Source organism: Bradyrhizobium sp. OK095 (genome assembly GCF_900109945.1).
In the GTDB taxonomy this organism is placed as follows: Bacteria; Pseudomonadota; Alphaproteobacteria; order Rhizobiales; family Xanthobacteraceae; genus Bradyrhizobium.
In genome coordinates, this window is the sequence record NZ_FOBX01000001.1 from 949,034 (window position 1) to 974,854 (window position 25,821).

The 25,821-nt window shown below is 63.3% G+C and carries 24 protein-coding genes; 15 read left to right on the plus strand and 9 right to left on the minus strand.

What is annotated here, in order from left to right:
- The first annotated feature begins 167 nt into the window (after positions 1 to 167).
- Together BMW89_RS04475 and BMW89_RS04480 are read left to right on the plus strand one after the other, a co-directional pair.
- Positions 168 to 1,619 carry an AbeC-like domain-containing protein gene (locus BMW89_RS04475; RefSeq protein WP_143062714.1) on the plus strand — a complete coding sequence of 484 codons (1,452 nt, stop codon included), beginning with the start codon at positions 168 to 170 and terminating at the stop codon, positions 1,617 to 1,619.
- Positions 1,616 to 2,002 carry a hypothetical protein gene (locus BMW89_RS04480; RefSeq protein WP_092023040.1) on the plus strand — a complete coding sequence of 129 codons (387 nt, stop codon included), beginning with the start codon at positions 1,616 to 1,618 and terminating at the stop codon, positions 2,000 to 2,002. The genes BMW89_RS04475 and BMW89_RS04480 overlap by 4 nt, the downstream gene beginning before the upstream one ends.
- A gap of 58 nt (positions 2,003 to 2,060) precedes the next feature.
- Here the strand turns inward: BMW89_RS04480 and BMW89_RS04485 are convergent, their stop codons facing one another.
- The gene (locus BMW89_RS04485; protein WP_092023043.1) at positions 2,061 to 2,909 is read right to left on the minus strand and encodes a uroporphyrinogen-III synthase; all 849 of its coding nucleotides are present in this window, start codon (positions 2,907 to 2,909) and stop codon (positions 2,061 to 2,063) included.
- A 154-nt stretch (positions 2,910 to 3,063) separates the two neighbouring features.
- Between BMW89_RS04485 and purU the strand changes: the two genes are divergently transcribed.
- Positions 3,064 to 3,927, plus strand: coding sequence for a formyltetrahydrofolate deformylase (gene purU / locus BMW89_RS04490; protein WP_092023045.1), 864 nt, complete (start codon positions 3,064 to 3,066; stop codon positions 3,925 to 3,927).
- A gap of 65 nt (positions 3,928 to 3,992) precedes the next feature.
- Here the strand turns inward: purU and BMW89_RS04495 are convergent, their stop codons facing one another.
- A complete protein-coding gene (locus tag BMW89_RS04495; RefSeq protein ID WP_092023047.1) occupies positions 3,993 to 4,277 on the minus strand; it encodes a hypothetical protein in 285 nt (94 codons plus the stop codon).
- Positions 4,278 to 4,800: 523 nt separating this feature from the next.
- Here BMW89_RS04495 and BMW89_RS04500 point away from each other — a divergent pair.
- From BMW89_RS04500 to BMW89_RS04525, 6 genes are all read left to right on the plus strand, one after another.
- A complete protein-coding gene (locus BMW89_RS04500) occupies positions 4,801 to 5,991 on the plus strand; it encodes an ABC transporter substrate-binding protein (RefSeq protein WP_092023049.1) in 1,191 nt (396 codons plus the stop codon).
- A 74-nt stretch (positions 5,992 to 6,065) separates the two neighbouring features.
- The gene (locus BMW89_RS04505; RefSeq protein WP_092023051.1) at positions 6,066 to 6,935 is read left to right on the plus strand and encodes a branched-chain amino acid ABC transporter permease; all 870 of its coding nucleotides are present in this window, start codon (positions 6,066 to 6,068) and stop codon (positions 6,933 to 6,935) included.
- Positions 6,936 to 6,943: 8 nt separating this feature from the next.
- Positions 6,944 to 7,972: a branched-chain amino acid ABC transporter permease gene (locus BMW89_RS04510; protein ID WP_092023053.1), complete on the plus strand. Its 1,029-nt coding sequence runs from the start codon at positions 6,944 to 6,946 to the stop codon at positions 7,970 to 7,972.
- Positions 7,969 to 8,724, plus strand: a complete 756-nt coding sequence (locus BMW89_RS04515) for an ABC transporter ATP-binding protein (RefSeq protein ID WP_092023056.1) — start codon at positions 7,969 to 7,971, stop codon at positions 8,722 to 8,724. Before BMW89_RS04510 ends, BMW89_RS04515 begins: the two co-directional genes overlap by 4 nt.
- Positions 8,717 to 9,433 (plus strand): ABC transporter ATP-binding protein, encoded by a 717-nt coding sequence (locus BMW89_RS04520; protein WP_092023058.1) that lies wholly within the window; start codon positions 8,717 to 8,719, stop codon positions 9,431 to 9,433. The genes BMW89_RS04515 and BMW89_RS04520 overlap by 8 nt, the downstream gene beginning before the upstream one ends.
- A 21-nt stretch (positions 9,434 to 9,454) precedes the next feature.
- Entirely contained in the window at positions 9,455 to 10,573 is a 1,119-nt protein-coding gene (locus BMW89_RS04525) for a cobalamin-independent methionine synthase II family protein (protein WP_092023060.1), read from the plus strand.
- Between the two features lie 64 nt (positions 10,574 to 10,637).
- Here BMW89_RS04525 and BMW89_RS04530 read toward each other — a convergent pair whose 3' ends face one another.
- The 5 genes from BMW89_RS04530 to BMW89_RS04550 all read right to left on the minus strand — a co-directional run bounded on the left by BMW89_RS04530 (position 10,638) and on the right by BMW89_RS04550 (position 16,478).
- Positions 10,638 to 11,753, minus strand: coding sequence for an acyltransferase family protein (locus tag BMW89_RS04530; RefSeq protein WP_092023062.1), 1,116 nt, complete (start codon positions 11,751 to 11,753; stop codon positions 10,638 to 10,640).
- A gap of 17 nt (positions 11,754 to 11,770) precedes the next feature.
- Positions 11,771 to 12,496, minus strand: a complete 726-nt coding sequence (locus tag BMW89_RS04535; protein WP_092023064.1) for a site-2 protease family protein — start codon at positions 12,494 to 12,496, stop codon at positions 11,771 to 11,773.
- A complete protein-coding gene (locus tag BMW89_RS04540) occupies positions 12,493 to 13,422 on the minus strand; it encodes a DUF2167 domain-containing protein (protein ID WP_092023065.1) in 930 nt (309 codons plus the stop codon). The genes BMW89_RS04535 and BMW89_RS04540 overlap by 4 nt, the downstream gene beginning before the upstream one ends.
- A gap of 153 nt (positions 13,423 to 13,575) precedes the next feature.
- Positions 13,576 to 15,315: a caspase family protein gene (locus BMW89_RS04545; protein ID WP_502686377.1), complete on the minus strand. Its 1,740-nt coding sequence runs from the start codon at positions 15,313 to 15,315 to the stop codon at positions 13,576 to 13,578.
- Positions 15,316 to 15,386: 71 nt separating this feature from the next.
- Positions 15,387 to 16,478 carry a TIGR02281 family clan AA aspartic protease gene (locus tag BMW89_RS04550; RefSeq protein WP_092023067.1) on the minus strand — a complete coding sequence of 364 codons (1,092 nt, stop codon included), beginning with the start codon at positions 16,476 to 16,478 and terminating at the stop codon, positions 15,387 to 15,389.
- Positions 16,479 to 16,618: 140 nt separating this feature from the next.
- Between BMW89_RS04550 and BMW89_RS04555 the strand changes: the two genes are divergently transcribed.
- The 4 genes from BMW89_RS04555 (at position 16,619) to BMW89_RS04570 (ending at position 22,396) form a co-directional block, all read left to right on the plus strand.
- Positions 16,619 to 17,974, plus strand: a complete 1,356-nt coding sequence (locus BMW89_RS04555) for a hypothetical protein (RefSeq protein WP_092023069.1) — start codon at positions 16,619 to 16,621, stop codon at positions 17,972 to 17,974.
- A 63-nt stretch (positions 17,975 to 18,037) separates the two neighbouring features.
- On the plus strand, positions 18,038 to 19,234 hold the full coding sequence (gene metK, locus BMW89_RS04560; protein ID WP_092023071.1) for a methionine adenosyltransferase: 1,197 nt from the start codon (positions 18,038 to 18,040) through the stop codon (positions 19,232 to 19,234).
- Between the two features lie 118 nt (positions 19,235 to 19,352).
- Positions 19,353 to 20,774, plus strand: a complete 1,422-nt coding sequence (gene ahcY / locus BMW89_RS04565) for an adenosylhomocysteinase (protein WP_092023073.1) — start codon at positions 19,353 to 19,355, stop codon at positions 20,772 to 20,774.
- 161 nt (positions 20,775 to 20,935) lie between these two features.
- A complete protein-coding gene (locus BMW89_RS04570; protein WP_092023075.1) occupies positions 20,936 to 22,396 on the plus strand; it encodes a flavin-containing monooxygenase in 1,461 nt (486 codons plus the stop codon).
- A gap of 20 nt (positions 22,397 to 22,416) precedes the next feature.
- Here BMW89_RS04570 and BMW89_RS04575 read toward each other — a convergent pair whose 3' ends face one another.
- A complete protein-coding gene (locus BMW89_RS04575) occupies positions 22,417 to 23,640 on the minus strand; it encodes a YbfB/YjiJ family MFS transporter (RefSeq protein ID WP_092023077.1) in 1,224 nt (407 codons plus the stop codon).
- 18 nt (positions 23,641 to 23,658) lie between these two features.
- The gene (locus tag BMW89_RS04580) at positions 23,659 to 24,369 is read right to left on the minus strand and encodes an SDR family NAD(P)-dependent oxidoreductase (RefSeq protein WP_092023079.1); all 711 of its coding nucleotides are present in this window, start codon (positions 24,367 to 24,369) and stop codon (positions 23,659 to 23,661) included.
- A gap of 223 nt (positions 24,370 to 24,592) precedes the next feature.
- Between BMW89_RS04580 and BMW89_RS04585 the strand changes: the two genes are divergently transcribed.
- Complete coding sequence (locus BMW89_RS04585) at positions 24,593 to 25,516, plus strand: LysR family transcriptional regulator (protein WP_092023081.1); 924 nt, start codon at positions 24,593 to 24,595, stop codon at positions 25,514 to 25,516.
- Between the two features lie 144 nt (positions 25,517 to 25,660).
- Positions 25,661 to 25,816: a hypothetical protein gene (locus BMW89_RS37755; protein WP_014493894.1), complete on the plus strand. Its 156-nt coding sequence runs from the start codon at positions 25,661 to 25,663 to the stop codon at positions 25,814 to 25,816.
- The last annotated feature ends 5 nt before the right edge of the window (positions 25,817 to 25,821 follow it).

The following is a 25,821-nucleotide window of genomic DNA, read 5'->3' on the forward strand; positions in this document are numbered from 1 at the left end:
AATCGACGAGAGCGCGCTGGGCTGGCTTTTTGAGGCCGACGGCGATCTCAGGTGAACTCAGCCCGCGGCTCAAGGCAGCGCAGTTGGTGTCGATATCTGGTTGACGATAGTCGGCGGCTTACATGAATGTTCCGCTGCAGCGACGTCATTTTCGACGGAGAGTGGTCATGCTGGATCAACTATCGAAGCCTCAGCTAAATGGATCCACTCGAGTGCTGACATGGCCGAGCTGTTTTGAGGTCATGAGATTAGCCTTGGCCGGAGTGCACTCGCGAGGAGCAGCGTTCCGCAGGCAGCTCTTGCTCAAGGCTATGAACCCAATTGCCGCACCTCCTCTGGAGATCGGCCTCGATCCTCGTCCGATGGTCTATTTGGCCTCGGAGGTGGAAACTAAGGAGAGGGCTCATCGCCTCCTTTGCGCGATCGTTCTTGCCTTAACAGTGCTCGCCTTCCTCCTTGGCATGCCTGAGACCATATTCGTGCTTCTCTTTCTTGTGGCAGGGATTGCTGTCGGCAAACGCCATGCCGACCGGCAAAGCAAGCTGGGCGAATACTCGAGGAGCAAGTTCAACCTGAATAGAGCGACGCAATTGCTCAATGCGGCGCATGACAGCAAACTAGATGTTGGAATTGGTCCATGCGACCAGCGCGTGCTGGTCTTTAAGGATTTCGATCCGTTTAAATTCGCAGGGGTGCCTGTCGGCAAATGGTCCTTCACGGTTGATGTTGAGAGACCGGCGCAATCTGCGTCAGGCGCAGCGGAAATTCATCCGGTATCTTGCGAAGAAATCGAAGGTGCCATCAAACGGGAGCTTCCAGGGAGTGGCTTCGGCGACTTGCTTGTCAGAGAGATCATTGCGACTCGCGGCGAAGATGCCTTCATACTGCCGATGGTCTCGCATGAGGCGAATATCAACCAACCAAACGTAAGTTTGGACGGAGTCGCGGTGAGCGCCCTCGCACAGAAGCACCCCAATCTTGTTCGAAGCTACATCATGTTCCATGACATCCGCTGGGACGGCGGATTGATACTCACTCACATCGTTCGAACAGTGCTCAAGGGCAAGATTTTTTACATCGAGACGAGCAGGTTTGTGCTGGCTCCCCCCTCCAAGGGATTCAAGGGCGTAGATACCACCAATCTCGATAACAAGAAGCTGTCGACAAAAATCGGCGAGTTCTTTGGTGTGGCGATCGTCAGCCCATTTGTGGTGATCGCCGAAACCTACAACCTTCTGGCGTTTGCAACGCTGAGCCGTTCGATCAATAAGATCAAAAAGGAATATCTGGAAAGTCTGCAAACAAACCCGATGTTCAACTACGGGGCCGCCGATAGCACCAGACGCGAGATGACGGACGCGAAATTCGATCATTATTCTCAGAAGGCGGATTTGGATTTCGCTGTGAAGGCATTTGACCAGACCATTGTAGAGCTAGTTTACAAGTACATGGAGGACCATGGCGTGGATGTTTCTGATCTGCGTAATAAGGTCATGACCATCTATAATTCGGGTATCATGGTCCAGGGTGGAGATGTGACTGCACAGGCGATGGCCGTTGGGCAGGGTGCCACGGCGCAGAGCAGTCAGAAGGGACCTACCAGGTCGAATGCGTCATGAACCGAAAATCAGACGCCTCGGGCAATCAGGGTATAATCGCCGACACCGTTAGTGCCCAAGTGATGGCTGTTGGGAAGAATGCGACGGCAATCCAAAACCTCTCTTCAGGAGACCTCTCTCAATTTCGCGCGTCACTCCAAGAACTCAAGACGGCGATCGAGGGGATCGCGCTTCCAGAGAAGGCGAAAGCATCGATTTCTGAGGATGTGAATGGATTAGAGGCGGAAGCTGCGAAGGCCACTCCGGATCGGGGTCGGGTCGAAGGTGCGCTCAGATCGCTGGCCTCCTCGGCTCAACTGCTGGGAGAGTTCGTATCAAACGCCGGGACGATTCTCGCGCCCATCGCAAAGCTTGCCGCGATATTCGGTTTTGCAATTCCTTAGCTAAGGAGTGAATTATGGGGCGGCGGGGACGACGCTGAATGTAGCGCGATTCTGCGGCTTACCCTCGCTTCGCTGCTATCGTCGGTTTCCGCTCCGCGAGCGCCGCGGCCATCGCCGAGATCAGCGGGCGCATGAAATAGGCCTCATCCGCCGGCGAGATGTCGGTGCGCAGGCCGTGCGCGGCGAGCTCGCCGGAGACTGCAGGGCCCACCGAGGCGATCAGCGTCCGCTCAAAGCCTGTGCGCAGCTTCGCCTCGCTGCCATGCGCTTTCGCCGCCTCGATCAGGCGGCGGACCTGGCCGAGATTGGTCAGGGCGATGGAATCGATTCGTCCCTGCGCCATGTCGTCGATGGCGGCGACGATGTTGGCATCCGCTGCCTTGGAATCGTAGACATAAGGCAGCACGGTATCGACCTCGGCACCTTGCGCGGCAAGCGCGCCGGTCAGCGCGCTGTGGTCCTTGTCGGGATAGAGCTGGAGGCCGAGGCGGCGCCCCTTCAGGTCGAGCTTGCCCAGCATCTCGATTACGCCCTCGGTGGTCGGCTTCTCCGTGGTCTGCTGGGCCTCTAATCCGTTCTCGCGCAGCGCCTTGCCGGGCTTGGGGCCGCGGGTGAATTTTCGCGGTCGGGCAAGGGCCGCGACCAGGGCCTGGTCGAGCCCGCGGGCGCGCGCGAGCTTCATGATCCGCCGCAGGCCTTCGCCGGTCATCAGCACGAGGTCGTCAAGGGGCTTATCGATGGCGCGGCGGATCCAGGTCTCGACCGGGGCAGGGTCTGGCGCATCCTCGATCGTGAACATCGGGCATTGCACGACCTCGGCGCCTTGCTCGGCCAGCAGCTTGGAAAACTGCGCCTCCTCGCGCGTTTCCAGGATCAGGATGCGGGTGCCGTTCAAGCGGTCGGCCATGGGCGTGCTCCGGTCAGAATTTCAATCGTCCGTTCATCCTGACTCTGCGCCCGGGATTGGCGCAAGGGTCGCGTCGGTGATAGAGCAGGGCGCAAATCGCGGGTGTTCCGCGCACCGCTGCACAAACCTTGATCAAGAGCCAGTTCTCAACATCATGCCCGATCATCAATATGTCCTGACCCTGTCCTGTCCGGATCGCCCCGGCATCGTCTCGGCGGTGTCGACCTTCCTGGCCCATAACGGACAGAACATTCTCGACGCCCAGCAGTTCGATGACGTCGAGACCAAGAAGTTCTTCATGCGCGTGGTGTTCACCGCGGCCGATCTCGCCGTGGAGCTCACGGCGCTCCAGACCGGCTTTGCCGCGATCGCCGAGCGCTTCGGCATGGAATGGCAGATGCGCGACCGCGCTGCACATCGCAAGGTGATGTTGCTGGTGTCGAAATCCGACCATTGCCTGGTCGACATCCTCTATCGCTGGCGCACCGGCGAGCTGCCGATGATCTTGGCCGCGATCGTCTCCAACCATCCGCGCGAGGCCTATGACGGGCTCGATTTCGGCAGCATCCCGTTCCACTATTTGCCTGTCACCAAGGAGACCAAGCGCGAGCAGGAGGCGCAGATCCTCGATCTCGTCGCGAAAACCGGAACCGATCTCGTCGTGCTCGCCCGCTACATGCAGATCCTGTCGGATGATCTCTCGGCAAAACTGTCGGGGCGCTGCATCAATATCCACCACTCGTTCCTGCCGGGTTTCAAGGGCGCAAAGCCCTATCACCAGGCCCATGAGCGCGGCGTGAAGCTGATCGGCGCCACTGCGCATTACGTCACGCGCGATCTCGACGAGGGCCCGATCATCGACCAGGACGTCGAGCGCATCAGCCATCGCGACACGCCGGAAGATCTCGTCCGCAAGGGCCGCGACATCGAGCGCCGCGTGCTGGCGCGCGCGATCCGCTACCATCTTGACGACCGCGTGATCCCCAACGGCCGCAAGACCGTGGTGTTCATGGATTAGCGAATTGTGAGTAGCGAATAGAAAGGGTGGCCGTATTCGCCACTCCCTATTCGCCATTCGCTCCCTCAGCGCACCGCGCCGGCCGACGTCGATCCCGTCGTGCCCTTCTGCGCCTGCTCTTCCTTTTCGCGATCCGCCGCCGGCATCAGCCGCTTGCGTTCGCGCTCCTTCAAGTAGGCGTCGTATTGCGGCGTGCCCGGCCGCGGTGGGGCGTCCGCCGGCAGGCCGCCGGCCCATTGCGGGACGTAGTCGCCCATCCCAGCCGAGAGTTTTTCGTTGACGGTGCCGCAGCCGGACAGCCCCGCGGCGAGTGCAACGAGGGTGAGTGCGGAGCGGAGAGACTTGAGCATTTTGGGCGCGCGAGTTCGATCGTTGGACGCCAGTTCAGGCTGGCACCGGGAGAGTAGCCTTCAACAAGGTAAAATAGACTTATTCGAGAGCAGGTAATTAGTTACCGAGATGCGGCCGGCCAGGCTCCTGCCGATGTCCGAATTCTGCAAGGGAAAGACGAAATCCTCCATCCACGCTGCCGATCGCCCTTCTAGACTGCGGCCAGAGCCTCGCGACAAATGGGCTGGACCGGCGCAGGGGCTTTTTCGTTGACAGGTCCATTTCATTTGTACAATCGTACAAATGAAAACTGCCAAGATCCGGGCGTTCGGGTTACCCCGGCGTAACCGCGACACCGCTCCGCCCCTTGCTCATCGGAACGCTCGGATTGCGCCGAATGGTCGCCGAACGTCCGATTGACAATGAGGGCGCGAAATATGCCATGTGGCGCGCGACATCGCGTATGCGTGAGCTAAGTTAAGGCAAGGATCGGGCACTCGATCCGGCGCACAAGAGGTCAGGAATGAAGGGGAGGGACATCTGATGTTCGAACGCAAACAACTGTCTCGTAAGGCTACTTGGGCCGCGGCAGCGGCTGCCATCGCGGGCTTTGCGGCCATCGTGCCTGTTAAGGCCGAGGACACCGTCAAGGTCGGTCTGATCCTGCCGATGACCGGCGGCCAGGCCTCCACCGGCAAGCAGATCGAAAACGCGATCAAGCTCTACATGCAGCAGAAGGGCGACACCGTCGCCGGCAAGAAGATCGAGATCATCCTCAAGGATGACGCTGCAATCCCGGACAAGACCAAGACCGCCGCGCAGGAGCTGATCGTCAACGACAAGGTCAGTTTCATCGCCGGTTTCGGCGTGACGCCGGCAGCACTCGCCGCGGCGCCGCTGGCGACGCAGGCCAAGATTCCGGAAGTGGTGATGGCGGCCGGCACCTCGATCATCACCGAGCGCTCGCCCTATATCGTGCGCACCAGCTTCACGCTGGCGCAGTCCTCGACCATCATCGCCGACTGGGCGGTGAAGAACGGCATCAAGAAGGTGGCGACGCTCACCTCCGACTACGCGCCCGGCAATGACGCGCTGAACTTCTTCAAGCAGAATTTCACCGCCGGTGGCGGCGAGGTGGTCGAAGAGGTCAAGACGCCTCTCGCCAACCCCGACTTCGCGCCGTTCCTGCAGCGCATGAAGGATGCCAAGCCCGACGCCATCTTCGTGTTCGTGCCGGCAGGCCAAGGCGGCAACTTCATGAAGCAGTATGCCGAGCGCGGCCTCGACAAGGCGGGCATCAAGGTGATCGGGCCGGGCGACGTCACCGACGACGATTTGCTCAACAACATGGGCGACGCGGTGCTCGGCACGGTCACCGCGCATCTCTATTCGGCGGCGCATCCGTCCGCGATGAACAAGGACTTCGTCGCGGCCTACAAGAAGGCCTACGGCAACCGTCCGGGCTTCATGGCGGTGAGCGGCTATGACGGCATCCACCTGATCTACGAAGCGCTGAAGAAGACGGGTGGCGACACCAATGGCGACAAGCTGATCGAGGCGATGAAGGGCCAGAAGTGGGAGAGCCCGCGTGGCCCGATCTCGATCGACCCCGAGACCCGCGACATCGTGCAGAACATTTACATCCGCAAGGTCGAGAAGGTCGACGGCGAGCTCTACAATGTCGAGTTCGCGACCTTCGAGGCTGTCAAGGACCTCGGCAAGACGAAGAAGTGACGCGCGAAAGCGCGTCACCCCGGGGCGCGCCTAGTGCGCGCTCCGGCCATGACGACTAACTCCAAGCTGAGACGATGACCTCAATCCTCACCAACCTGTTCGATGGCGTTGCCTACGGCATGCTGCTGTTCGTGCTCGCTTGCGGGCTCGCGGTCACGCTCGGCCTGATGAACTTCGTCAATCTCGCTCACGGCGCCTTCGCCATGGCCGGCGGCTATGTCTGCATGGTGCTGGTCAACCGGATGGGCTGGCCGTTCTTCGCCGCGCTGCCGCTCGCCTTCGTCTCCTCTGCCGCGATCGGCATCGTGCTCGAGCGCGCGCTCTATCGCCATCTCTATGCGCGCAGCCATCTCGACCAAGTGCTGTTCACCATCGGCCTGACGTTCATGTCGGTCGCGGCCGTCGACTACATCCAGGGCTCGTCGCGCGTGTTCATCAATTTGCCCGCCGCGCTCCAGGGCCAGTTCGACGTGTTCGGCGTCGGCATCGGCCGCTACCGGCTGATGATCATCGTGATCTGCGGCCTGCTCACCATCGGTCTCCAGATGGTGCTGGCGAAAACGCGTTTCGGCAGCCGTCTGCGCGCCGCGGTCGATGACCCGCGCGCCGCAAGCGGGCTCGGCATCAACGTGCCGCAGGTGTTCGCCTTCACGTTTGCCTTCGGTTGTGGCCTCGCCGGCCTCGGCGGCGCGCTCAGCGCCGAGATCCTCGGCCTCGATCCGTATTTCCCGTTGAAATTCATGATCTACTTCCTGATCGTGGTCACCGTCGGCGGCTCGTCCTCGATCACCGGCCCGTTCCTGGCCTCGCTCCTGCTCGGCATCGGCGACGTCGCCGGCAAATATTACGTGCCGAAAATGGGACCCTTCGTGATCTACACCATGATGATCGTGATCCTGATCTGGCGCCCCAACGGCCTGTTCGGCCGCACGGCCGCGCGTTGAGTTCGCCGATGAACGCTTCTTCCGACGTCGGTTATCATGCCCAGCGCCACGCGCGCTGGCACTACGGCGAAGCCGTCTTCTGGCTCGCGGTGCTCGCCTGCGGATTCGTCTTTCCGAATCGTTATCTGATCATGACGGACATCCTGCGCCTGGCGCTGTTTGCGATGTCGCTCGATCTCATCCTCGGCTATGCCGGCATCGTCTCGCTCGGCCATGCCGCGTTCTTCGGCGTCGGCGCCTATGCCGCCGGGCTTCTTGCCTTGCATGGCATCGTCAACGAGCCCGTGCTCGCGTTGATCGTCGCAGGCTTGGCTGCGATGGTGCTGGGCTTTGCCACCAGCTTCCTGGTAATCCGCGGCGTCGACCTGACCCGGCTGATGGTGACGCTCGGCATCGCGCTGCTGCTGGAAGCACTCGCCGAGCGCTTCTCCAACATCACAGGCGGCACCGATGGCCTGCAAGGCATCGAGATGCAGCCGATCTTGGGCGAGATCCCGTTCGACATGTTCGGCAAGGCCGGCTTCTTCTATTCGCTGGCCGTGCTGTTCGTGTTGTTCCTGCTCGCCCGCCGCATCGTGCATTCGCCGTTCGGCCTGTCGCTGCGCGCGATCAAGAACAATCCGCTCCGCGCCGCCGCCATTGGCATTCCCGTCAATCGCCGCCTGATCGCGATCTATACGCTCGCGGCGTTCTATGCCGGCATCGCAGGTGCGCTGTTCACCCAGACCACGGCGATTGCTTCGCTCGACGTGTTCGCCTTCGACCGCTCCGCCGATTTGATGCTGGTGCTCGTCATCGGCGGCACCGGCTATCTCTATGGCGGGCTGATCGGCGCGGTGCTGTTCCGCCTGCTTCAGGAAGTGTTCTCCACCATCACTCCGCAATATTGGCAATTCTGGATCGGTCTCGTGCTGGTCGTGATCGTGCTGGTCGGCCGCCAGCGCCTGCATCGCTGGATGTTGTATGTGCCGAACCTGATCATCAAGCAGGTTGCGGGCCGCAAAGCGGTCGTCGCTGTGCCGGAGGGCGATTCATGACCATCGCGCTCGAAACCCAAAATCTCGAAAAGCAGTTCGGTGGCCTGCGCGTCACGCGTGACCTGTCGTTGAAGATCGAGCAGGGCGCCCGCCACGCTCTGATCGGCCCCAACGGCGCCGGCAAGACCACGGTCATCAACCAGCTCACCGGAGTGCTGAAGCCGAATTCGGGCCGCATTCTGCTCGAAGGCCAGGACATCACGGACCTGCCCGTGCACAAGCGCGTGCTGCGCGGCCTGTCGCGCACCTTCCAGATCAACCAGCTCTACCCAGACCTGACCCCGCTCGAGACCATTGGCCTTGCCGTCTCCGAACGCCTCGGCCATGGCGGCGACTGGTGGCGGCGGATGGGAACGCGCAGCGACGTCAACGGTGAGATCGCCGATCTGCTCACGCGCTTCCATTTGCTCGACGTTATGAACGAAGAGACCGTGACGCTGCCTTACGGCAAGCAGCGCCTGCTCGAGATTGCGGTCGCGATCGCTGCCAAGCCGCGTGTGCTGCTGCTCGACGAGCCCGCCGCCGGCGTGCCCGAGAGCGAGCGCCATGACATTCTCGCGGTGGTAGGCAGCCTGCCGCGCGACGTCACCGTGCTGCTGATCGAGCACGATATGGATCTCGTCTTCTCCTTCGCCGATCGCATCTCGGTGCTGGTCTCGGGCGCGCTGCTGACCGAAGGCCCGCCGGAGCAGGTCGCGCGCGACCCGCAGGTCAAGGCGGTCTATCTCGGCGAGGAGGCGGTCAATGTCTGACCTGCTCGCGATCGACTCACTGCGCGCCGGTTATGGCGAGGCGGTGGTGCTGCCGAAGATGAGCCTGTCCCTCGCCGAGGGCCAGGTGCTGGCGCTGCTCGGGCGCAACGGCACCGGCAAGACCACGCTGATCAACTCCATCGTCGGCGTCACCCGGCGCTTCTCCGGCACCGTCGCGCTCGCCGGCACTGACGTCACCACCTTGCGGCCTGACCAGCGGGCACGCGCCGGCATCGGCTGGGTGCCGCAGGAGCGCAACATCTTCCGCTCGCTGACGGTGGAGGAGAACATGACCGCGGTGGCGCAGCCCGGCCCCTGGACGGTCGAGAAAGTTTACGGGATGTTTCCGCGGCTGAAGGAGCGGCGCAGCAATTTCGGCAACCAGCTCTCCGGCGGCGAGCAGCAGATGCTGGCGATCGGCCGCGCGCTGACCCTCAACCCGAAGGTCCTGCTGCTGGACGAGCCGACCGAGGGGCTTGCCCCCATCATCGTCGAGGAATTGCTCAAGGCGATCGGAGCCATCACCCGGGCAGGGGGCATCTGCTCCATCATCGTCGAGCAGAATGCCCAAAAGATTCTGGGGCTCGCCGACCGTGTTGTGATATTGGAGCGCGGAACGATCGTCCACGACGCCCCGAGCGCCGCGCTGAAGGCCGACCCGTCGGTCCTGGAGCGCCATCTCGGTGTCGCAGGGGCGGCGGCCCACTAAAAAATCCTCGGGAGTCAAAAAATGCAGCGAACCAAAGCCCCCTTCCGCGCCGACGAAGTCGGCAGCCTCCTGCGCCCCGCCAAGATCAAGGAAGCCCGCATCAGGCTGGAGAAGGGCGAGATTTCGGCCGACGATCTGCGCAAGATCGAGGACATGGAGATCGAGAAGGTCGTGCACAAGCAGGCCTCGGTCGGCCTGAAGCTCGCGACCGACGGCGAATTCCGCCGCTCCTGGTGGCATTTCGACTTCCTGGCCAAGCTCACCGGCTGCGAGCTGTTCCACCCCGATGCCGGCATCCAGTTCGCGGGCGTGCAGACCCGTCACGATGCGGTGCGCGTAATCGGCAAGCTCGACTTCCCCGACGATCACCCGATGCTGGATCACTTCCGCTTCCTCAAGAAGAACGCGGATCAAGCCCACGTCACCGCCAAGATGACGATCCCCTCGCCAGCGGTGCTGCACTTCCGTGGTGGCCGCAAGGCGATCTCCAAGGACGTCTATCCTGATTTGGACGCGTTCTATCAGGACCTCGGCAAGACCTACCGCAAGGCGGTGAAGGCGTTCTATGACGCCGGCTGCCGCTATCTCCAGTTCGACGATACCGTGTGGGCCTATCTCTGCTCGCCGGACGAATTGCAGAAGGCGCGCGAGCGCGGCGACAATCCCGAAGGCCTGCAGCAGATTTATGCGCGCGTCATCAACTACGCGCTGGCCGAGAAGCCCGCCGACATGGTGGTGACGACACACGTCTGCCGCGGCAATTTTCGCTCGACCTGGATTTCCTCGGGCGGCTACGAGCCCGTGGCCGAAACCATGCTCGCCGGCACCAATTACGATGGCTATTTCCTGGAATACGACAGCGACCGCGCCGGTGGCTTCGAGCCGCTGCGCTTCCTGCCCAAGGGCAACAAGGTCGTCGTGGTCGGTGTCATCACCTCCAAGTTCGGCGAGCTCGAGAGCAAGGACGACATCAAGCGTCGTCTCGAGGAGGCGTCAAAATTCGCGCCGCTGGAGCAGCTTGCACTGTCACCGCAATGCGGTTTTGCTTCGACTGAAGAGGGCAACATCCTCTCTGAAGAGGAGCAGTGGGCGAAACTGAGCCTCGCGGTCGAGATCGCGAAGGAAGTTTGGGGGAACTGATCCGGCGCAACCGCGTCATCGCGTGAGCGAGGCGCGTTGCGTCAGAACTGCTCGATCCGCGACATCAGAGCGGGGCCTGACTTGTCCGCCCCGCTTCTTGTTTGCGCAGCAGAGTGCTGCGGATCAGCCGCTGCGCCGGCGCCTCGAACCAGCGATAGGTGAGGTGTGAGGCGACGAGTGCCGACAGCACGAAGGCCGCCCAAAACAGATGATCGCCATAGGGAATCGGTCGCTGCATGGCGGCGCAGGCGAGTGCGATGGCGAGCTGGATCGGGAAGTGCAGGAGATAGCAGGAATAGGTCATATTGCCGGCCACCTCCAGCAGTGTCTCGATTCGCCGCGGCAAGGTGAGGTGTCCCGAGCAGCAGAACAACAGGATAGGCGCATAAGTCAGCAGTAGCGGTCCGGCAGCCGGGGCGAGCTCGATGCCCGCCAGCCAGAGCGCCACGGGTACCGCGATGGCGGCGCACGCGGCCACCGCCTCCAATATCCGTCGATGCCGGGCATCGGCGACGGCCTGCCGGGCCATGGCGGCAAGTCCGCCTGCATAGAAGAAAGCGAGGCTGGTCCCGACCTGTGTACCGATCGTGATCGAGGCGAGGATCACGGCCAGATTGAACAGCGGCGACGCCGTCACAAAGCGCAGCGCCAGGAAGAAGATCGCATAGTCCAGGACCTCGACCGAAACCGACCAGATCGGTCCGTTGAAGCTTTCGCTGCGTGGCGGCAGCCAGTCGCTCGCCATGAAGAGCTGCGCGACGAAGTGTGGGACATCGTTGTTCTGATAGACGAAGAACAAGCCATGCTGCGCGAAATAGACCGGCTGCAGCACCGAGATCAGCAATAGCGTTGCGAAATGGAGCGGATAGAGCCGCGACAGCCGGTACACAAAGAAGGTCCATCCGTCGATCGTGCGATCGGCGACGATGGCGCGATACTTCCAGAAGAAGATGAAGCCCGAGATGCACCAGAAGAACCAGACGCCGTATTCGCCGGCCTCGTAGAAAGGGAACAGAGCGCGGTAGAACGGCAGTTCGCTTCTGGTGAGATTGACGGAGGAGCCGGCGACGAAGGCAAAGTGCTGATAGTGCCACAACAGGACGGCGACGGTCGCAAGGAAGCGCAGCCCCTCCAATCCCAGGAGCTTATGAGCCTGCGGCAATGTCGACGTTTTCGGCATGACTATGCGGCCCTCGACTATCCCGTCCGCATCATCGGCCCCAGCATCTCGTGCACGTCATAGGTCATGACCGCGAGCAGGGCTGCGAGTGCCAGATAGGCGCCGCCATATTCGAGCTTGGTCTGGAGCGGCACGCCGTAGTAGGCGACGTTTTCCGGCGCGTGCGGATCGTATCGCCACGCGCTGATGAGCTGCGGGACAGCGATGATCGCGACGATGAGAAGCATCGGGCTCGGCCGGTAGATCATCAGCGCAACCAGCATCGGCGCCCCGAGCAGCCAGATTCGCGGGCTGAGGACGGCGGTCACCCGGCCGCCATCGAGCGGCGAGATCGGCAGCAGGTTGAACAGATTGAGGAACAGGCCCGCATAGGAGATCGCGAGCAGCAAGCCGCTGTCCTCCGATCGTGCCCATAGATACACCGCGAGTGCGGCGCCGGTCCCGACCACGGGACCTGCGAGCGCGACATAGGCCTCGGTCTCGACGTCAACAGGCTTGTCCTTGAGCGCGATCCACGCACCGACGAACGGAATGAAGGCGGGCGCGCCGACGTCGAGGCCGCGCTGCCGCGCGGCGACGTAGTGCCCCATCTCGTGCGCGAACAGCAGCGCGATGAAACCTGCCGCATAGCGCCAGCCCCAGATGGTCGCGTAGACCGCCAGAGACAGCAGCATGGTGCCGCCGCTGGTGGCGAGCTTTCCCCATTTCAGGCCGGAGAACAGCAGCAGAAAGAGAGTCTTCATGCCGCGCCGCCGGTGGAATCGTCCCGCGGCTTGCGGCGGAAGAATTTCACGATACCGGTGCCGAACACGGCCGCGCCGATGAAGATGGCTTTGGCGAATTTGAGCACGAAGGCGAGCGCCAGGGCGAGCAGGCCGAGCTTCTTGGCGGCGACACCGCCGACCAGCGCGAGCAGGCCGTATTCGGCGATCCGGTCGGTCGAGGCGCTGAAATCTTCGTAGCGCTTGCCGGATTGATAGGAGAGGTTCGCGAGCAGCTCGTGGGCCGCGGATTTGTCGGTCGCGATCCTGGCCGAATCCGACAGCAAGTTCAGGCTGAAATAGCCTTCGCGGCCCAGAGCGTAGGTGTTGTAATTGACATCCTTGCGGGCATCGTCCGGCGCGCCCTTGTCCTTGCCGAGGATCGACCACACCAGACGATGGGCCGTTGCGTCATAGTTCGGCGGCTCGATCCAGCCGATCACCTCCATCTCGGGAAATCCGCGAGCGGCGCGATCCTTGTTGGACTCGTCGACACCCTCCTTGAGATTCTTCAGAAGGTCGTCGGCATTCCAGTCCTTGGCGGCATCATCCTTGATGTAGCCTTCCTTGATATAGTTGATCACGACCAGCCAGCGGTCGTTCTGCCTCGTGCCGAGTATGAGGCCGACGAAGTTCGTATCGTGAACCGTGTTACCGAGCGCGCGCATCACCCGCGCTCCCTCGGCCTTGGGCACGAAGAAATCACCGGTCGGAAGTTTCAACGTCGCCTCGTCGATCAGCGGAACGTCTGCGGGGCCTGCGGTGCCGGCATTGCCGGCCGCCTGCCACGCGGCAGCCAATTCCGCTTTACGCGCCGCCTCGCCGGACGGAGCGCCTTGCGAGAATCCGGGCTGCGCCCAGAGCACGACGGACAGAATGATGCCGACAGCGGCAATGAATTTTCTCACCAGATTTCCCCAGCAATCAGTCCACCGACGATCGGTGTTGCCGGCACTTTAGGATAACGATATGCGACAAAACAGAGCAGCCGCAGGTTGCGTGTGACTATCTCGCGGGCTGTTGCAATTTTGGCTCGCTTCGCGGAAGCGAGACCTCGCCCCTCACTTCTCCGCCAGATAGACCTCACCCAGCAGCGACGAGTTCGACCACGGCACCTGCTTGCTCTTCGTGGTTGAGACCACTTCTGCCCGCACCCGCGTCAGCATCTGCTGCACCTCCAGCCCTGGCGTGCCGAGATGGCGGGACAGGGCGGCGGAGAACGGCGAGTTGGCGCCTTCGCCGTCGAGCGCGACCTGGCCTGGCGCGGTGGCGAAGGCGATCAGTGTGCCGGCACCCAGCGTTGCACCAGCACCGAGGCTCGACGGCGCAGCGAGGCCTGAAGCGCCTTCGATGCCTCGACTGCCGCCGGCGGACGCGACGTGCTGGGCCATCGGATTGTTGCGGCAGGCATCAAAGATCAAAATGTTGGTGCGGACCTGGTCGTCGAGGCCGGCCATGATCGTGTCCATGTCGATCATCGCTTCCGTCATGGCCGTGCCCGGCTTGAGCTCGACGTCGACGGGGATGAGATAGTTGCGGCCGTCGACCTGCACGCCATGGCCGGCATAATAGACCACGGCCACCTGCGCCCGTGCTGCGTCACGCAAGAAGTCGCGCGTCATCTTCTGCATCGCGGCGCGGTCGAGATCGACGCCCTCTGACACCGTGAAGCCGATGTCGCGCAGGCTCCTGGCGATGGCGCGCGCATCGTTGGGCGGATTGGGCAGCGCCTTGACATGCGCATAAGCGCCGTTGCCGATGATCAGAGCCACGCGCGTGCCGCGTACGGCCGGAGCAGGCGAGGGCGCTGGGGTCGCGCCTGTCTGCTGCGGGGCGGGAGTGGTCGTCGGCTGCGTTGTGGGCGAGGGCGCATCGCGGGGGATCGGCACGGCTGCATCCGTGACCAGCGACAGCCGCACCTTTGCAGTCGCCTGGTTGGCCTTGCTGCCGGCATCGGACGCCACGATCGCCAGCGTCGCCTTGTAATCCTCGCGTGCGCGGGCGTAGTCGCCCTTCGCTTCATAGGCCAGCGCGCGATGGGTGTAGCCCGAGATCAGCACGCTGTTCGGCGGCGTCATGATGTTGACCGGCGGCCTTTCCTTCTCGAGCCGGATCGCTTCGCTGCCATCGGTGATGGCGCGATCGAGGTCGCCTTTGGCGCGCCAGATCGAGGTGCGGTTGATCAGTGGCTGCGGCAGCGTCGGGTCGAGCCGGATCGCCTGGTTGACGTCGGCGAGCGCGCCGTCGTAATCGCCGAGCGCTTCTTTCGAGATGCCGCGGTTCTGGAACGAGAACGCCGATCTCGGATCGGCCTTGATCGACATGTCGTAGTCGGCGATCGCCTTGGTATAGTCGCCCTTGCCGCGCCAGGCATTGCCTCGGTTGTGGAAGATGATGCCGCTCGGTGGTCCCTGCTTCAGCGCGTCGTCGAAATCGGCGATGGCGATGTCGTAGTCGCCCTTGTCGTAATAGGCCGATCCCCTGAGATTATAGACCGCCTGGCTCGGCTGCAGCCGGATCGCTTCGGTCGAGTCAGCGATGACCTTGGCGTAGTCGCCTTTCTTATTCCAGCCCACGGCGCGCCAGAAATACACGGTCGCGAGCTGCTCGCCCCTGAAGACCTTCAGCGCGATGATCTTGCTGCAGGCGTCGACCATCTGGTCCGCCGGCGTGGTCTCGGTGGTGCAGAGCGGCCCGAGCTGGTTGCGTGCCTGCGAATACGCTGGCGCGCACCAGAGCAGGGCGGCGAGAACAACGGGGACCAGGAGCAGGCGGCGCAAGGAGACCTCGGCTACAGTCATTCTTTGCTGGGAAAGTCTGCTCTTGGTCGCGCGCGCGGCTTTTCGGGTTCACGCCGCGATCGCCTGCGGCGTCACTTCCTGGGTTGGCGGGTGCGGATCTCGATCAACCCGCCCGCCATCTGGACCTCGAACCGGGACAGGAAGCTCATGCCGAGCAGGCCGTCGACGCCCGCGCCAAAACCCTTGTCGTCGCCATCCTGGACTGCAACGGGCACGTTGGTCGCTTCGAGCTTGCCCAGCGCGACCTTATCGGCCCTGGAGAGTTTCGCCTTGGTCTGCCCATTGGCGGTGATCAGCGTGATGTCGCTGGAGCCGCCGTCCGGTATCTTGGCCTTGCTCGCAAAGGCCGATTTCACTGACACATAGCTCGCGCCGGTATCGAGGACGAACAGTCCGCGCACGCCGTTGATCTCGGCTTTCACGGTGACGACACCCTTCTGCCCGTGTATCGGAAAGCTTTCCTTGCGGGCCTCGGTCGATGAGACGCAATTGCCCTGCCGCTCGTAGTCGGCGATCATCTTCTGCGTCTTGCTGGTGTCGCGCGTCGCCGGATCCAGCGCGACCCAGCGGTTGATCGGCGCGGTCGCCTCGCAGAACTGCTTCAGGGCGGCGTAGGCGTTCGCCATGCGAAGGAAGATTCCGCTCGAGATCATCTTCTTGTCGCCGCTGAACAGCTCGATCGTGTCGGAGTAATCGGCGAGAGCGCGGCGGTAGTCGCCTGCACCGTCCAGAGCCATGGCGCGGACATAATGTGCGCTCTGGTCGGACGGTGCGCGCTTGACGTACTCGTCGGCGGCTTCGACGGCCTTTGGGTAGTCGGTGATGCTCATATAGATGACGGCCGCCTTGTTCAGCGCGATCAGCGGGGCTCCGCAGTTCTGAACGAATTTGTAGAGCCCGTCGGCGGCTTGCCGCCGGTAGCCGCGCCTGTCGAGCATCCCTGCCAGATCGTCGATGCTGCGCTGGTCGCATGGTTCGCGCTTGAGCTCTTCCAGCTTCAGCCAGATCAGACGCTCGCGCGCGACCGCGGCCGGCAGCGCCCCGATGCGGGCGTAGACGGATTCGAAGACCTGCTCGGGATTGTCGGTGGTGGGGTCGCCCGCGCGGGCGACGCCTGAGAACGCGACGAACAATATGATCGCGAGGCATTTGCGCCTGAACATATGCACCCCAGAGTATCGCATTAGGCGCTCTCTATATCGGGAAGTGTGACCTGTGCAAATTGGGGCACCGATCTTTCCCCGGTGGGCAGATGATGTTAGAAGTCCTCCGTCCCATCGTCCTGCCCACCGCCTTCCCACTCATGAAAAACGACGAAATCCTGAGCGAGATCACCGAGTTCTGCCGCAAGGCGGGCATGGCGGAATCGACGTTCGGCCGGCGTGCGGTGAACGATGGGAAGCTCGTGCAGCGCCTGCGCGAGGGCAAGCGCATCACCGTCGACACGCTGGAGCGGATCCAGGCCTATATTGCGGCCTCGACGACCGGCGGCCTGCCGCCGCCGCGGGGGCTTCAGGTGCCGCCGGAAAAGCGCGACCCGCGCGGCAATTTCCGCTTCTTCGAGAACCGGCAGAAATACCTGCTGTTCGTGCACACCTGCAGCGAAAAGCGGGTCGTCGCCGACCGCGTGGCGCTGGAGCTGGCCGCCATCCATCCGCGCCCACCGGCCCTGCGCATCTTCGACGCGGGCGTCGGCGATGGTACGGTGCTGGCGCGGGTGCTGCGCGCCACACACCAGCGCTACCCGCACATGCCGTTCTACGTGGCCGGCAAGGAGCTCAGCCTCGAGGATTTGCGCCTGACGCTGGAGAAGGTGCCGGACCGCATTTTCGAGCATCCGGCGTCGGTGTTCGTCTTCACCAACATGTTCTATTCGGAGGCGCCCTGGCTGACGCCGGCCTCGCCTGCGGCGGCTGCGGCCACCGTCTGGCACGAGGTTCCGCTGCGGGGGGGCTCATCGGGCGAGTTTGAGGCGCAGATTGCCGAGCTGAGGCCGTTCCTGGAGCAGAACTGGCGCGCTGCGATCAGCCCGCGCACGGCCATGCCGCTCTACGAGCGGCCCGTCGTCCTAGTGCTCTATCGCGAGGACCACAGGTTCCTGCTGGATTCGTCCATTCCGCGGCCGGGCCAGACCGAGGCCAATTTCGACCTCGTCATTGCCTCCCAGCCCTACCGCGCCCTGTCCTCGGTCAATTTCCGGGCAAAGCGGATCATTGCACCGCTGGCGCGGGCGCTCCGGCCTGGGGGGCGGCTGATCGGAATCCACTCCCACGGCCAGGATCCGGGCATGGAAATGATCCAGGCGATCTGGCCCGGAGAAAATCCTTTCTCGGTCAGCCGTCATGAGCTATTGCGCGCCGTGAAGTACGAGCTCGGGTCGTTGGGCCGCGACTTAAATTTTAATGCATACGCTGATAACCGCTCGATCTTCAGGTATGATATGGAAGCGCTGCCCAACGAGGTAACCGGCTCCATCGGAACCTCGACAGCCTTTGCAGCGTGGAATGCGGCGGTGTATGTCGCTCAGATTGAGGACGACCGGTTGGCAGATATGACTCAAAACGGCCGCACTCTGGACGCCGCCAGGGACGTGCTCCGAAAATACAACGGGCTCTGGTTTCTCGACGAATCCTACGTCATCTCGCGTCGGCGTGATTGACATCATCCAAGGCTAAACATCGCAAACGAACCGCCGTCGAGTGGCGGAACAAGGGGTTACTTGATGCGCGCGTCTTATCTCTTCACCAGCGAGTCCGTGTCCGAGGGCCATCCGGACAAGGTGTGCGACCGGATCTCCGACGAAATCGTCGATCTGTTCTACCGCGAAGGGCCGAAAGCCGGCATCGATCCGTGGCAAATCCGCGCCGCCTGCGAAACGCTGGCGACCACCAACAAGGTGGTGATCGCCGGCGAGACCCGCGGTCCCGCCTCCGTCACCAACGAGCAGATCGAGGGCGTCGTGCGCGCCGCGATCAAGGACATCGGCTACGAGCAGGCAGGCTTCCACTGGAAGACCGCCGACATCGAGATCCTCTTGCATCCGCAGTCGGCCGACATCGCGCAGGGCGTCGACGCGCTCCAGCCGGGCGAAGTCAAGGAAGAAGGCGCGGGCGATCAGGGCATCATGTTCGGTTACGCCACCAACGAGACGCCCGACCTGATGCCGGCGCCGATCTTCTACGCCCACAAAATCCTGCGCCTGATCTCCGAAGCCCGCCACTCCGGCAAGGAGAAGGTGCTCGGCCCGGATTCGAAGAGCCAGGTCACCGTGCAGTACGAGAACGGCAAGCCGGTCGGCGTGCGCGAGATCGTGGTCTCGCACCAGCATCTGGTCGAGGACATCTCGTCCAAGCAGATCCGCGACATCGTCGAGCCCTATGTGCGCGAGGCGCTGCCGAAGGACTGGATCACAGCGAAGACCATCTGGCACATCAATCCGACCGGCAAGTTCTTCATCGGCGGTCCCGACGGCGACTCCGGCCTGACCGGCCGCAAGATCATCGTCGACACCTACGGTGGTGCGGCTCCGCATGGCGGCGGCGCGTTCTCCGGCAAGGATCCGACCAAGGTCGACCGCTCGGCCGCTTACGCTGCGCGCTACGTCGCCAAGAACATCGTCGCGGCCGGTCTCGCCGACCGCTGCACGCTGCAGCTCGCTTACGCCATCGGCGTGGCGCGTCCGCTGTCGATCTACATCGACACCCACGGCACCGGCAAGGTGCCTGAGGAAGAGCTCGAGAAGATTGCCGCCAAGGCGATGGATCTCACCCCGCGCGGCATCCGCAGCCATCTCGATCTCAACCGCCCGATCTACGCGCGCACCTCGGCCTACGGCCATTTCGGCCGCACGCCCGACAACGAGGGCGGCTTCTCCTGGGAGAAGACCGATCTCGTCGAGCAGCTCAAGCGCGCGCTCTGATTTCCGTGCGTCATTCCGGGTTCGCGCGCGAACCCGGAACCCTTCATCCACACGTCGCGATTCCGGGGCGCCTCTTCGAGGTGTCCTGGAATGCCCGTTCAACAACAGGACACTCGCAATGAACGCGAAGCCCGGCTTCACCGATTACATCGTCAAGGACATGTCGCTCGCCGATTTCGGCCGCAAGGAACTCTCGCTCGCCGAGACCGAGATGCCCGGCCTGATGGCCACCCGCGAAGAATACGGCCCGAAGCAGCCTCTGAAGGGCGCTCGTATCGCCGGCTCGCTGCATATGACGATCCAGACCGGCGTGCTGATCGAGACGCTGGCAGCACTCGGCGCCGACATTCGCTGGGTCTCCTGCAACATCTATTCGACGCAGGACCACGCTGCGGCGGCGATCGCGGCCGCCGGCATTCCGGTGTTCGCGGTCAAGGGCGAGAGCCTGACCGAATACTGGGACTACACCGCAAAACTGTTCGACTGGCACGGCGGCGGTCACCCGAACATGATCCTCGATGACGGCGGCGACGCCACCATGTATGTCCATCTCGGTCTGCGCGCCGAGAACGGCGACACCAAGTTCCTGGACAAGCCGGGTTCGGAAGAAGAGGAAGTCTTCTTCGCGCTTCTGAAGAAGCAGCTCAAGGACAAGCCGAAGGGCTACTTCGCCGAGATCGCCAAGAGCATCAAGGGCGTTTCCGAAGAGACCACCACGGGCGTGCATCGTCTCTATGACATGCAGAAGGCCGGCACGCTGCTGTGGCCGGCGATCAACGTCAACGACAGCGTCACCAAGTCGAAGTTCGACAACCTCTATGGCTGCCGTGAATCGCTGGTCGACGGCATCCGCCGCGGCACCGACGTGATGATGTCGGGCAAGGTCGCGATGGTCGCGGGCTTCGGCGACGTCGGCAAGGGCTCGGCCGCCTCGCTGCGCCAGGCCGGCTGCCGCGTGCTGGTCTCGGAAGTCGATCCGATCTGCGCGCTGCAGGCCGCGATGGAAGGCTACGAGGTCGTGACGATGGAAGACGCCGCGCCCCGCGCCGACATCTTCGTCACCGCGACCGGCAACAAGGACATCATCACCATCGAGCACATGCGCGCGATGAAGGATCGCGCCATCGTCTGCAACATCGGCCACTTCGACAACGAGATCCAGATCGCGGGTCTGCGTAACCTGAAGTGGACCAACATCAAGCCGCAGGTCGACGAGATCGAATTCCCCGACAAGCACCGCATCATCATGCTGTCGGAGGGCCGCCTCGTGAACCTCGGCAACGCGATGGGCCATCCGTCCTTCGTGATGTCGGCGTCCTTCACCAACCAGACGTTGGCGCAGATCGAGCTTTACGCCAACAACAAGGACAGCAAGTACAAAAAGGAAGTCTACGTGCTGCCGAAGTCGCTCGACGAGAAGGTCGCGCGGCTGCATCTCGCCAAGATCGGCGTCAAGCTCACCGAGCTGCGCAAGGATCAGGCCGACTACATCGGCGTCAAGCAGGAAGGTCCGTACAAGAGCGACCATTACCGGTACTGATACCGCCGATCACATCGATCTTCGACACGAAGCCCCGGAGCGATCCGGGGCTTCGTTGTTTCGGCGCATGGAATTCAACTCGCTTTGAGGTTGCCGCACGGCTGATTGCCAATTGACGGGCGCCGTCGCCGGTCCGACAATCCTCCCCGGCGGAGGAAACCATGCAACAAGAACATTTCGACGTGCTGATCGTCGGCGCCGGCCTGTCCGGCATCGGCGCGGGCTATCATTTGCAGCAGAAGTGCCCCACCAAGAGCTACGTCATCCTCGAGGGCCGCGACTGCATCGGCGGCACCTGGGATCTGTTCCGCTATCCCGGCATCCGCTCCGACAGCGACATGTTCACGCTCGGCTATTCGTTCAAGCCTTGGACCGATCCTAAGGCGATCGCCGATGGTCCGCAGATCCTGAACTATGTGCGTGAGGCCGCTGCCGAGAACGACATCGAGAAACACATCCGCTTTCGCCATAGTGTGAGGCGCGCGTCGTGGTCGACGCCGGATGCACGCTGGACTGTCGAGGTCGAGCGCATCACAGGCGAGGGTGCAACCGAACTCGTACGCTTCACCTGCAATTTCCTGTTCATGTGCCCGGGCTATTACAAATACGAGGCGGGCTACACGCCGGAGTTTGCGGGCGCGGCTGATTTCGCCGGCCGCATCGTGCATCCGCAGAAATGGACCGAGGACATCGACTACGCCGGCAAACGCATCGTCGTGATCGGCTCGGGCGCAACCGCGGTGACGTTGGTGCCTGAGCTCGCCAAGACCGCGGCGCAGGTCACCATGCTCCAGCGCTCGCCGACTTACGTGGTGTCGCGACCGGCGCAGGACCCTGTCGCCAACAAGCTGCGCCGCAATCTGCCGACGCGGCTTGCCTATCATGTCATCCGCTGGCGCAACGTGATGTGGGGGATGTTCTTCTTCCAGCTCAGCCGGCGCCGGCCGGACAAGGTGAAGAACCTGATCCTCGGAGGCGTGCGTATGGCCCTCGGTCCCGATTACGACGTCGCCACCCATTTCACCCCGCGTTACAATCCCTGGGACCAGCGCCTGTGCCTCGTGCCCGATGGCGATTTGTTCAAGGCGATCCGCGAGCAGCGCGCCTCCGTCGTCACCAACGAGATCGACAGGTTTACGCGCGATGGCATCCGGCTGAAGGACGGCAGAGAGCTTGCGGCTGACATCATCGTCACGGCGACGGGCCTCGTGCTCCAGGTCGTCGGCGGTCTCGAAGTCAGCGTCGACGGTCGCGCGGTCGATTTCGCCAACACGCTGACCTACAAGGGCATGATGTATGCCGACGTGCCGAACATGGCCTCGGCCTTCGGCTACACCAACGCGTCCTGGACGCTGAAATGCGACCTCACCTGCGAATATGTCTGCCGTCTCATCAACTACATGGACCGGCACAATTTCCGCCAGTGCATGCCGCACAATGACGACCCCGAGATCACCGCGCAGCCGTCGCTCGCTTTCACCTCGGGTTATGTGCAGCGCTCGGTCGCAAAAATGCCGAAGCAGGGCTCCAAGCAGCCGTGGCGGCTGTACCAGAACTACGCGCTCGACATCGTCTCCTTGCGCTTCGGCAAGATCGACGACGGCGTGATGCAATATTCCTGATCACGCCGCTGCTGTTGCTTCTATGCCTCGCGCGTGGTGAGCGCGAGGCCAAGGTCGATCGCAAGCGCCAGCACCACGGCACCGCCGCCCAGTCCGAACAGGACCAGATAGTCGCCGCCGGTCTGCGCGTAGATCCAGGAGAAACCGTAGGCAGCGGCAGCCTGGAACAGCGCAAAGCTGGTGGTGGCGTGGCTCCATGTCGCGCGCTGCTGCTCGGTCGAATGTGGGACCAGCTCATGGATGCGGCCGAGCACGAGCGGCACGATACCGGGCGTGAAGCCGCCAACCACCACGCTCGACACGATCAGCGACAGCGGCGCGGTGCTGACGGTCGGCAGCAGCACGGCGGCCGCCTCGATCAGGAACGCCGCACGCAGCGCTGGACCGAAACCGGAGCGGTCACCGAGATGTCCGGTGACGAGCGGGCCGATGATGGCGCCGAGCCCGTACAGCACCCAGTAGCGCGATCCCGCGGCAATGCCCTGGCCGAGGCCACGCGCCACGAAATCGACGATGAAGACCATGTGCGGCACCAGCGCCACCGCGTTGAGGCCGTATTGGACCAGCAGCGCACGGGTCGCGAGCGAGGCTTGATGGTGTTTTGCTCGATGAGCAGACGTAGTGTCGGCCTTGGCCTCGGCAGGCCAGTTCCACCAGCTCGCGAGCGTGAGCACGGCCGAGAGCACGCCGAGGCCGTACCAGCTCTGCTGCAAACCCTGTTGCAGCAGCAACGGCACCAGCGTGCCCGATGCGGCGACGCCGAGGCCAACGCCCGCAAAGATCACGCCGCCGACGATACCGCGCCGCGCAGGTGAGGTGTGCGGCAGAATGACAGACGCCGCGAGCACCATGATGATGCCGCCGGTGAGGCCCGACAGGAAGCGCCAGGCAAAGAACCAGGTGAACGACACCGGCGCTGAGCTGGCGAAGAATGAGAGGGTGGCGAGCAGCATCATCACCCGCAGCGCGCGGATTGCACCGATGCGACCAGCTACGGTTCGTGCTGCGAGCGCGCCAGCGAGATAGCCGGCAAGGTTCGCCGCACCGAGATAGACGACGTCGGATGCGCTGAACCATTTTGCGGCGATCAGGGCCGGGATCAGCGGCGTGTAGGAAAAGCGGGCGAGGCCGAGTCCGACCAACGAGGCGGACAGGCCCGCGACAGCGTATCGCCAGGTCTGTCGGGAAGCCGAGCCCGGCCGCGGATGCGGCCGGGCGTTGGTATCTGCATTGAGTTCGGTCATGTTATCCTCCGGCGTGACTCAGTGGCCGGCGCTCTGGCCACCGTCGACATGCAGGATCTCGCCGGTGACGAAGGAGGCACCCTCGAGATAGAGCACGGCATCGACGATGTCGGACATCTCGCCCATATGGCCGACCGGGTGCAGCGCGCTCAGCTGGGCATGCGTTTCGACCGGGTGCATCGGCGACTTGATGATGCCGGGCGAGACCGCATTCACGCGGATGCCGCGCTTGGCGTATTCGATCGCGAGCGACTTCGTCGCCGCGCTCAGCCCGCCCTTGCTCAGCGAGGCCAGCACCGAGGGCACGTTCGAATTGGCCTGGTCGACCAACGTGGTCGTGATCTGGACCACGTGGCCAGACCCCTGCTTCTCCATCTCGGCGATGGCGAGCTGCGTGATGTTGAAGAAGCCCGCGACGTTGGTTCCCATCACCGCCGCGTAGTCCTCTACCGTGTACTGCGTGAACGGCTTGGCGACGAAGATGCCGGCATTGTTGACCAGCGCGTCGACGCGGCCGAAACGGGCGACGGCCTCCGAAACCACGCGCTCGGCGGTGGCCCGGTCGGCGATGTCGCCGGGGACGGCGAGGATATCGTCATCGCCGGACTGCTTGATGGAGCGTGCCGTAGCGACGACGCGATAATTGCGATCGCGAAACCCCTGGACGAGGGCGGCGCCGATGCCCTGCGATGCACCGGTGATGATGGCAACCTTCTGTTCGATACCCATGACGGGCTCCTGTTGTTGGTTTCCAGAACCTGCGCCAGCAGCGGCTGGCTTGCTTGCTGAGGTACGCCGCAACGGCCCGGCTGCGAATACACGTTGTCCGGCAGACACTGTTACGCGGCGCGAACGAATGCCGGATCGGCCCCGAGCGGCCTTTGGCGGCAGTTGTCGCGGCGCGGGGGAACGCCTAGCCTGTCACGGGAATTTGACGGGGCGGCGGGAAAGCATGGATCGTCTGGATGCGATGAATGTGTTCGTCCTTGCGGTGGACGAGGGGAGCCTCGCGGCCGCAGGACGCAAGCTCGGCCGTTCGCCGGCGGCGGTGAGCCGCGCCATCGCCTTCCTGGAGGAGCGGGTCGGCGCCGAGCTGCTGCATCGGACCACGCGCTCGATCAAGCTGAGCGAGGAGGGCGAGCGCTATGTCGCGATCTGCCGCCGCGTGCTGACCGAGCTGGAAGAGGCCGAGGACATCGCGGCCGGGCCACGCACGGCGCCGCGCGGCTTGCTCACGATGACTGCGCCTGTGGTCTCGGGCGAGATGGTGCTGCGTCCGATCCTCGATGCCTTTCTCGACGCTTACCCAACCGTGTCGGCAAAGCTCCTGCTGTTCGACCGCGCGGTCAATCTGATCGAGGAGGGCGTCGACGTCGCGCTCCGCATCGGTCCTCTCGTGGATTCAGCGATGGTGGCGATGCGGCTCGGCGGGATCAGCCGCATCGTGGTGGCTGCTCCCCGCTATCTGAAGCAGCATCCGCGCATCACCGAGCCCGGCGATCTCGCAAAACATCAGATCGTGGCGATGGCGCATCTGCCCAATTCCTGGACCTTTGCGCCGCAGGCCGGCTCATCGGCGGCGCGCACGGTGCAATTCACCCCGCGGCTCATCGTCAACAGCACCTATGCGGCGGTGGCTTCCACCGTGGCCGGGCGTGGCGTGGCGCGGATGTATTCGTACCAGGTGGCTGCGGAGGTCGCGCGTGGCGAGCTCGAGATCGTGCTGGCCGACGATGAGGATCCGGAGATGCCCGCGCACCTGATCAGCCCGCAGGGGCGGCTTTCGGTGCCCAAGGTGCGGGCGTTCACCGACTTTGCCGTACCCCGGCTGAAGAAGCAGTTTGTGCTGCTGAAGCGGAGCGTCAGTGCGCGCTGATCCGCGGCGCCCTCGCAATGCGTTGTTTTGCGTATACGGGCACCGGGGTGAATCGGCCATGCTGCCCGAACGGTTAACGCCGGATTAACCGGTGAGTCCTAGCCTGTCTCGGCCGGGGTTACTCGCAAGGCCGAGGTGAGCCCAATGGAAGCCCAGAAGATCGCGGTCGACGCCGTCGTCGCGTTGACCGATTGCGACCGCGACGCCGTCATTGCCTTCATCCGTCGGCTTTATCTAGCCGGCGTCACCGACCCCAAGCGCCTGACCTTCAAGGGTCTCCAGGCGCTGTCGCGGGCGTGACACGC

Bases quoted from the DNA above. Each gene is read 5' to 3' on its own strand.
- BMW89_RS04475 (WP_143062714.1), top strand. From the start codon at position 168: ATGCTGGATCAACTATCGAAGCCTCAGCTAAATGGATCCACTCGAGTG.
- BMW89_RS04480 (WP_092023040.1), top strand. From the start codon at position 1,616: ATGAACCGAAAATCAGACGCCTCGGGCAATCAGGGTATAATCGCCGAC.
- BMW89_RS04485 (WP_092023043.1), bottom strand. From the start codon at position 2,909: ATGGCCGACCGCTTGAACGGCACCCGCATCCTGATCCTGGAAACGCGC.
- purU (WP_092023045.1), top strand. From the start codon at position 3,064: ATGCCCGATCATCAATATGTCCTGACCCTGTCCTGTCCGGATCGCCCC.
- BMW89_RS04495 (WP_092023047.1), bottom strand. From the start codon at position 4,277: ATGCTCAAGTCTCTCCGCTCCGCACTCACCCTCGTTGCACTCGCCGCG.
- BMW89_RS04500 (WP_092023049.1), top strand. From the start codon at position 4,801: ATGTTCGAACGCAAACAACTGTCTCGTAAGGCTACTTGGGCCGCGGCA.
- BMW89_RS04505 (WP_092023051.1), top strand. From the start codon at position 6,066: ATGACCTCAATCCTCACCAACCTGTTCGATGGCGTTGCCTACGGCATG.
- BMW89_RS04510 (WP_092023053.1), top strand. From the start codon at position 6,944: ATGAACGCTTCTTCCGACGTCGGTTATCATGCCCAGCGCCACGCGCGC.
- BMW89_RS04515 (WP_092023056.1), top strand. From the start codon at position 7,969: ATGACCATCGCGCTCGAAACCCAAAATCTCGAAAAGCAGTTCGGTGGC.
- BMW89_RS04520 (WP_092023058.1), top strand. From the start codon at position 8,717: ATGTCTGACCTGCTCGCGATCGACTCACTGCGCGCCGGTTATGGCGAG.
- BMW89_RS04525 (WP_092023060.1), top strand. From the start codon at position 9,455: ATGCAGCGAACCAAAGCCCCCTTCCGCGCCGACGAAGTCGGCAGCCTC.
- BMW89_RS04530 (WP_092023062.1), bottom strand. From the start codon at position 11,753: ATGCCGAAAACGTCGACATTGCCGCAGGCTCATAAGCTCCTGGGATTG.
- BMW89_RS04535 (WP_092023064.1), bottom strand. From the start codon at position 12,496: ATGAAGACTCTCTTTCTGCTGCTGTTCTCCGGCCTGAAATGGGGAAAG.
- BMW89_RS04545 (WP_502686377.1), bottom strand. From the start codon at position 15,315: ATGACTGTAGCCGAGGTCTCCTTGCGCCGCCTGCTCCTGGTCCCCGTT.
- BMW89_RS04550 (WP_092023067.1), bottom strand. From the start codon at position 16,478: ATGTTCAGGCGCAAATGCCTCGCGATCATATTGTTCGTCGCGTTCTCA.
- BMW89_RS04555 (WP_092023069.1), top strand. From the start codon at position 16,619: ATGAAAAACGACGAAATCCTGAGCGAGATCACCGAGTTCTGCCGCAAG.
- metK (WP_092023071.1), top strand. From the start codon at position 18,038: ATGCGCGCGTCTTATCTCTTCACCAGCGAGTCCGTGTCCGAGGGCCAT.
- ahcY (WP_092023073.1), top strand. From the start codon at position 19,353: ATGAACGCGAAGCCCGGCTTCACCGATTACATCGTCAAGGACATGTCG.
- BMW89_RS04570 (WP_092023075.1), top strand. From the start codon at position 20,936: ATGCAACAAGAACATTTCGACGTGCTGATCGTCGGCGCCGGCCTGTCC.
- BMW89_RS04575 (WP_092023077.1), bottom strand. From the start codon at position 23,640: ATGACCGAACTCAATGCAGATACCAACGCCCGGCCGCATCCGCGGCCG.
- BMW89_RS04580 (WP_092023079.1), bottom strand. From the start codon at position 24,369: ATGGGTATCGAACAGAAGGTTGCCATCATCACCGGTGCATCGCAGGGC.
- BMW89_RS04585 (WP_092023081.1), top strand. From the start codon at position 24,593: ATGGATCGTCTGGATGCGATGAATGTGTTCGTCCTTGCGGTGGACGAG.
- BMW89_RS37755 (WP_014493894.1), top strand. From the start codon at position 25,661: ATGGAAGCCCAGAAGATCGCGGTCGACGCCGTCGTCGCGTTGACCGAT.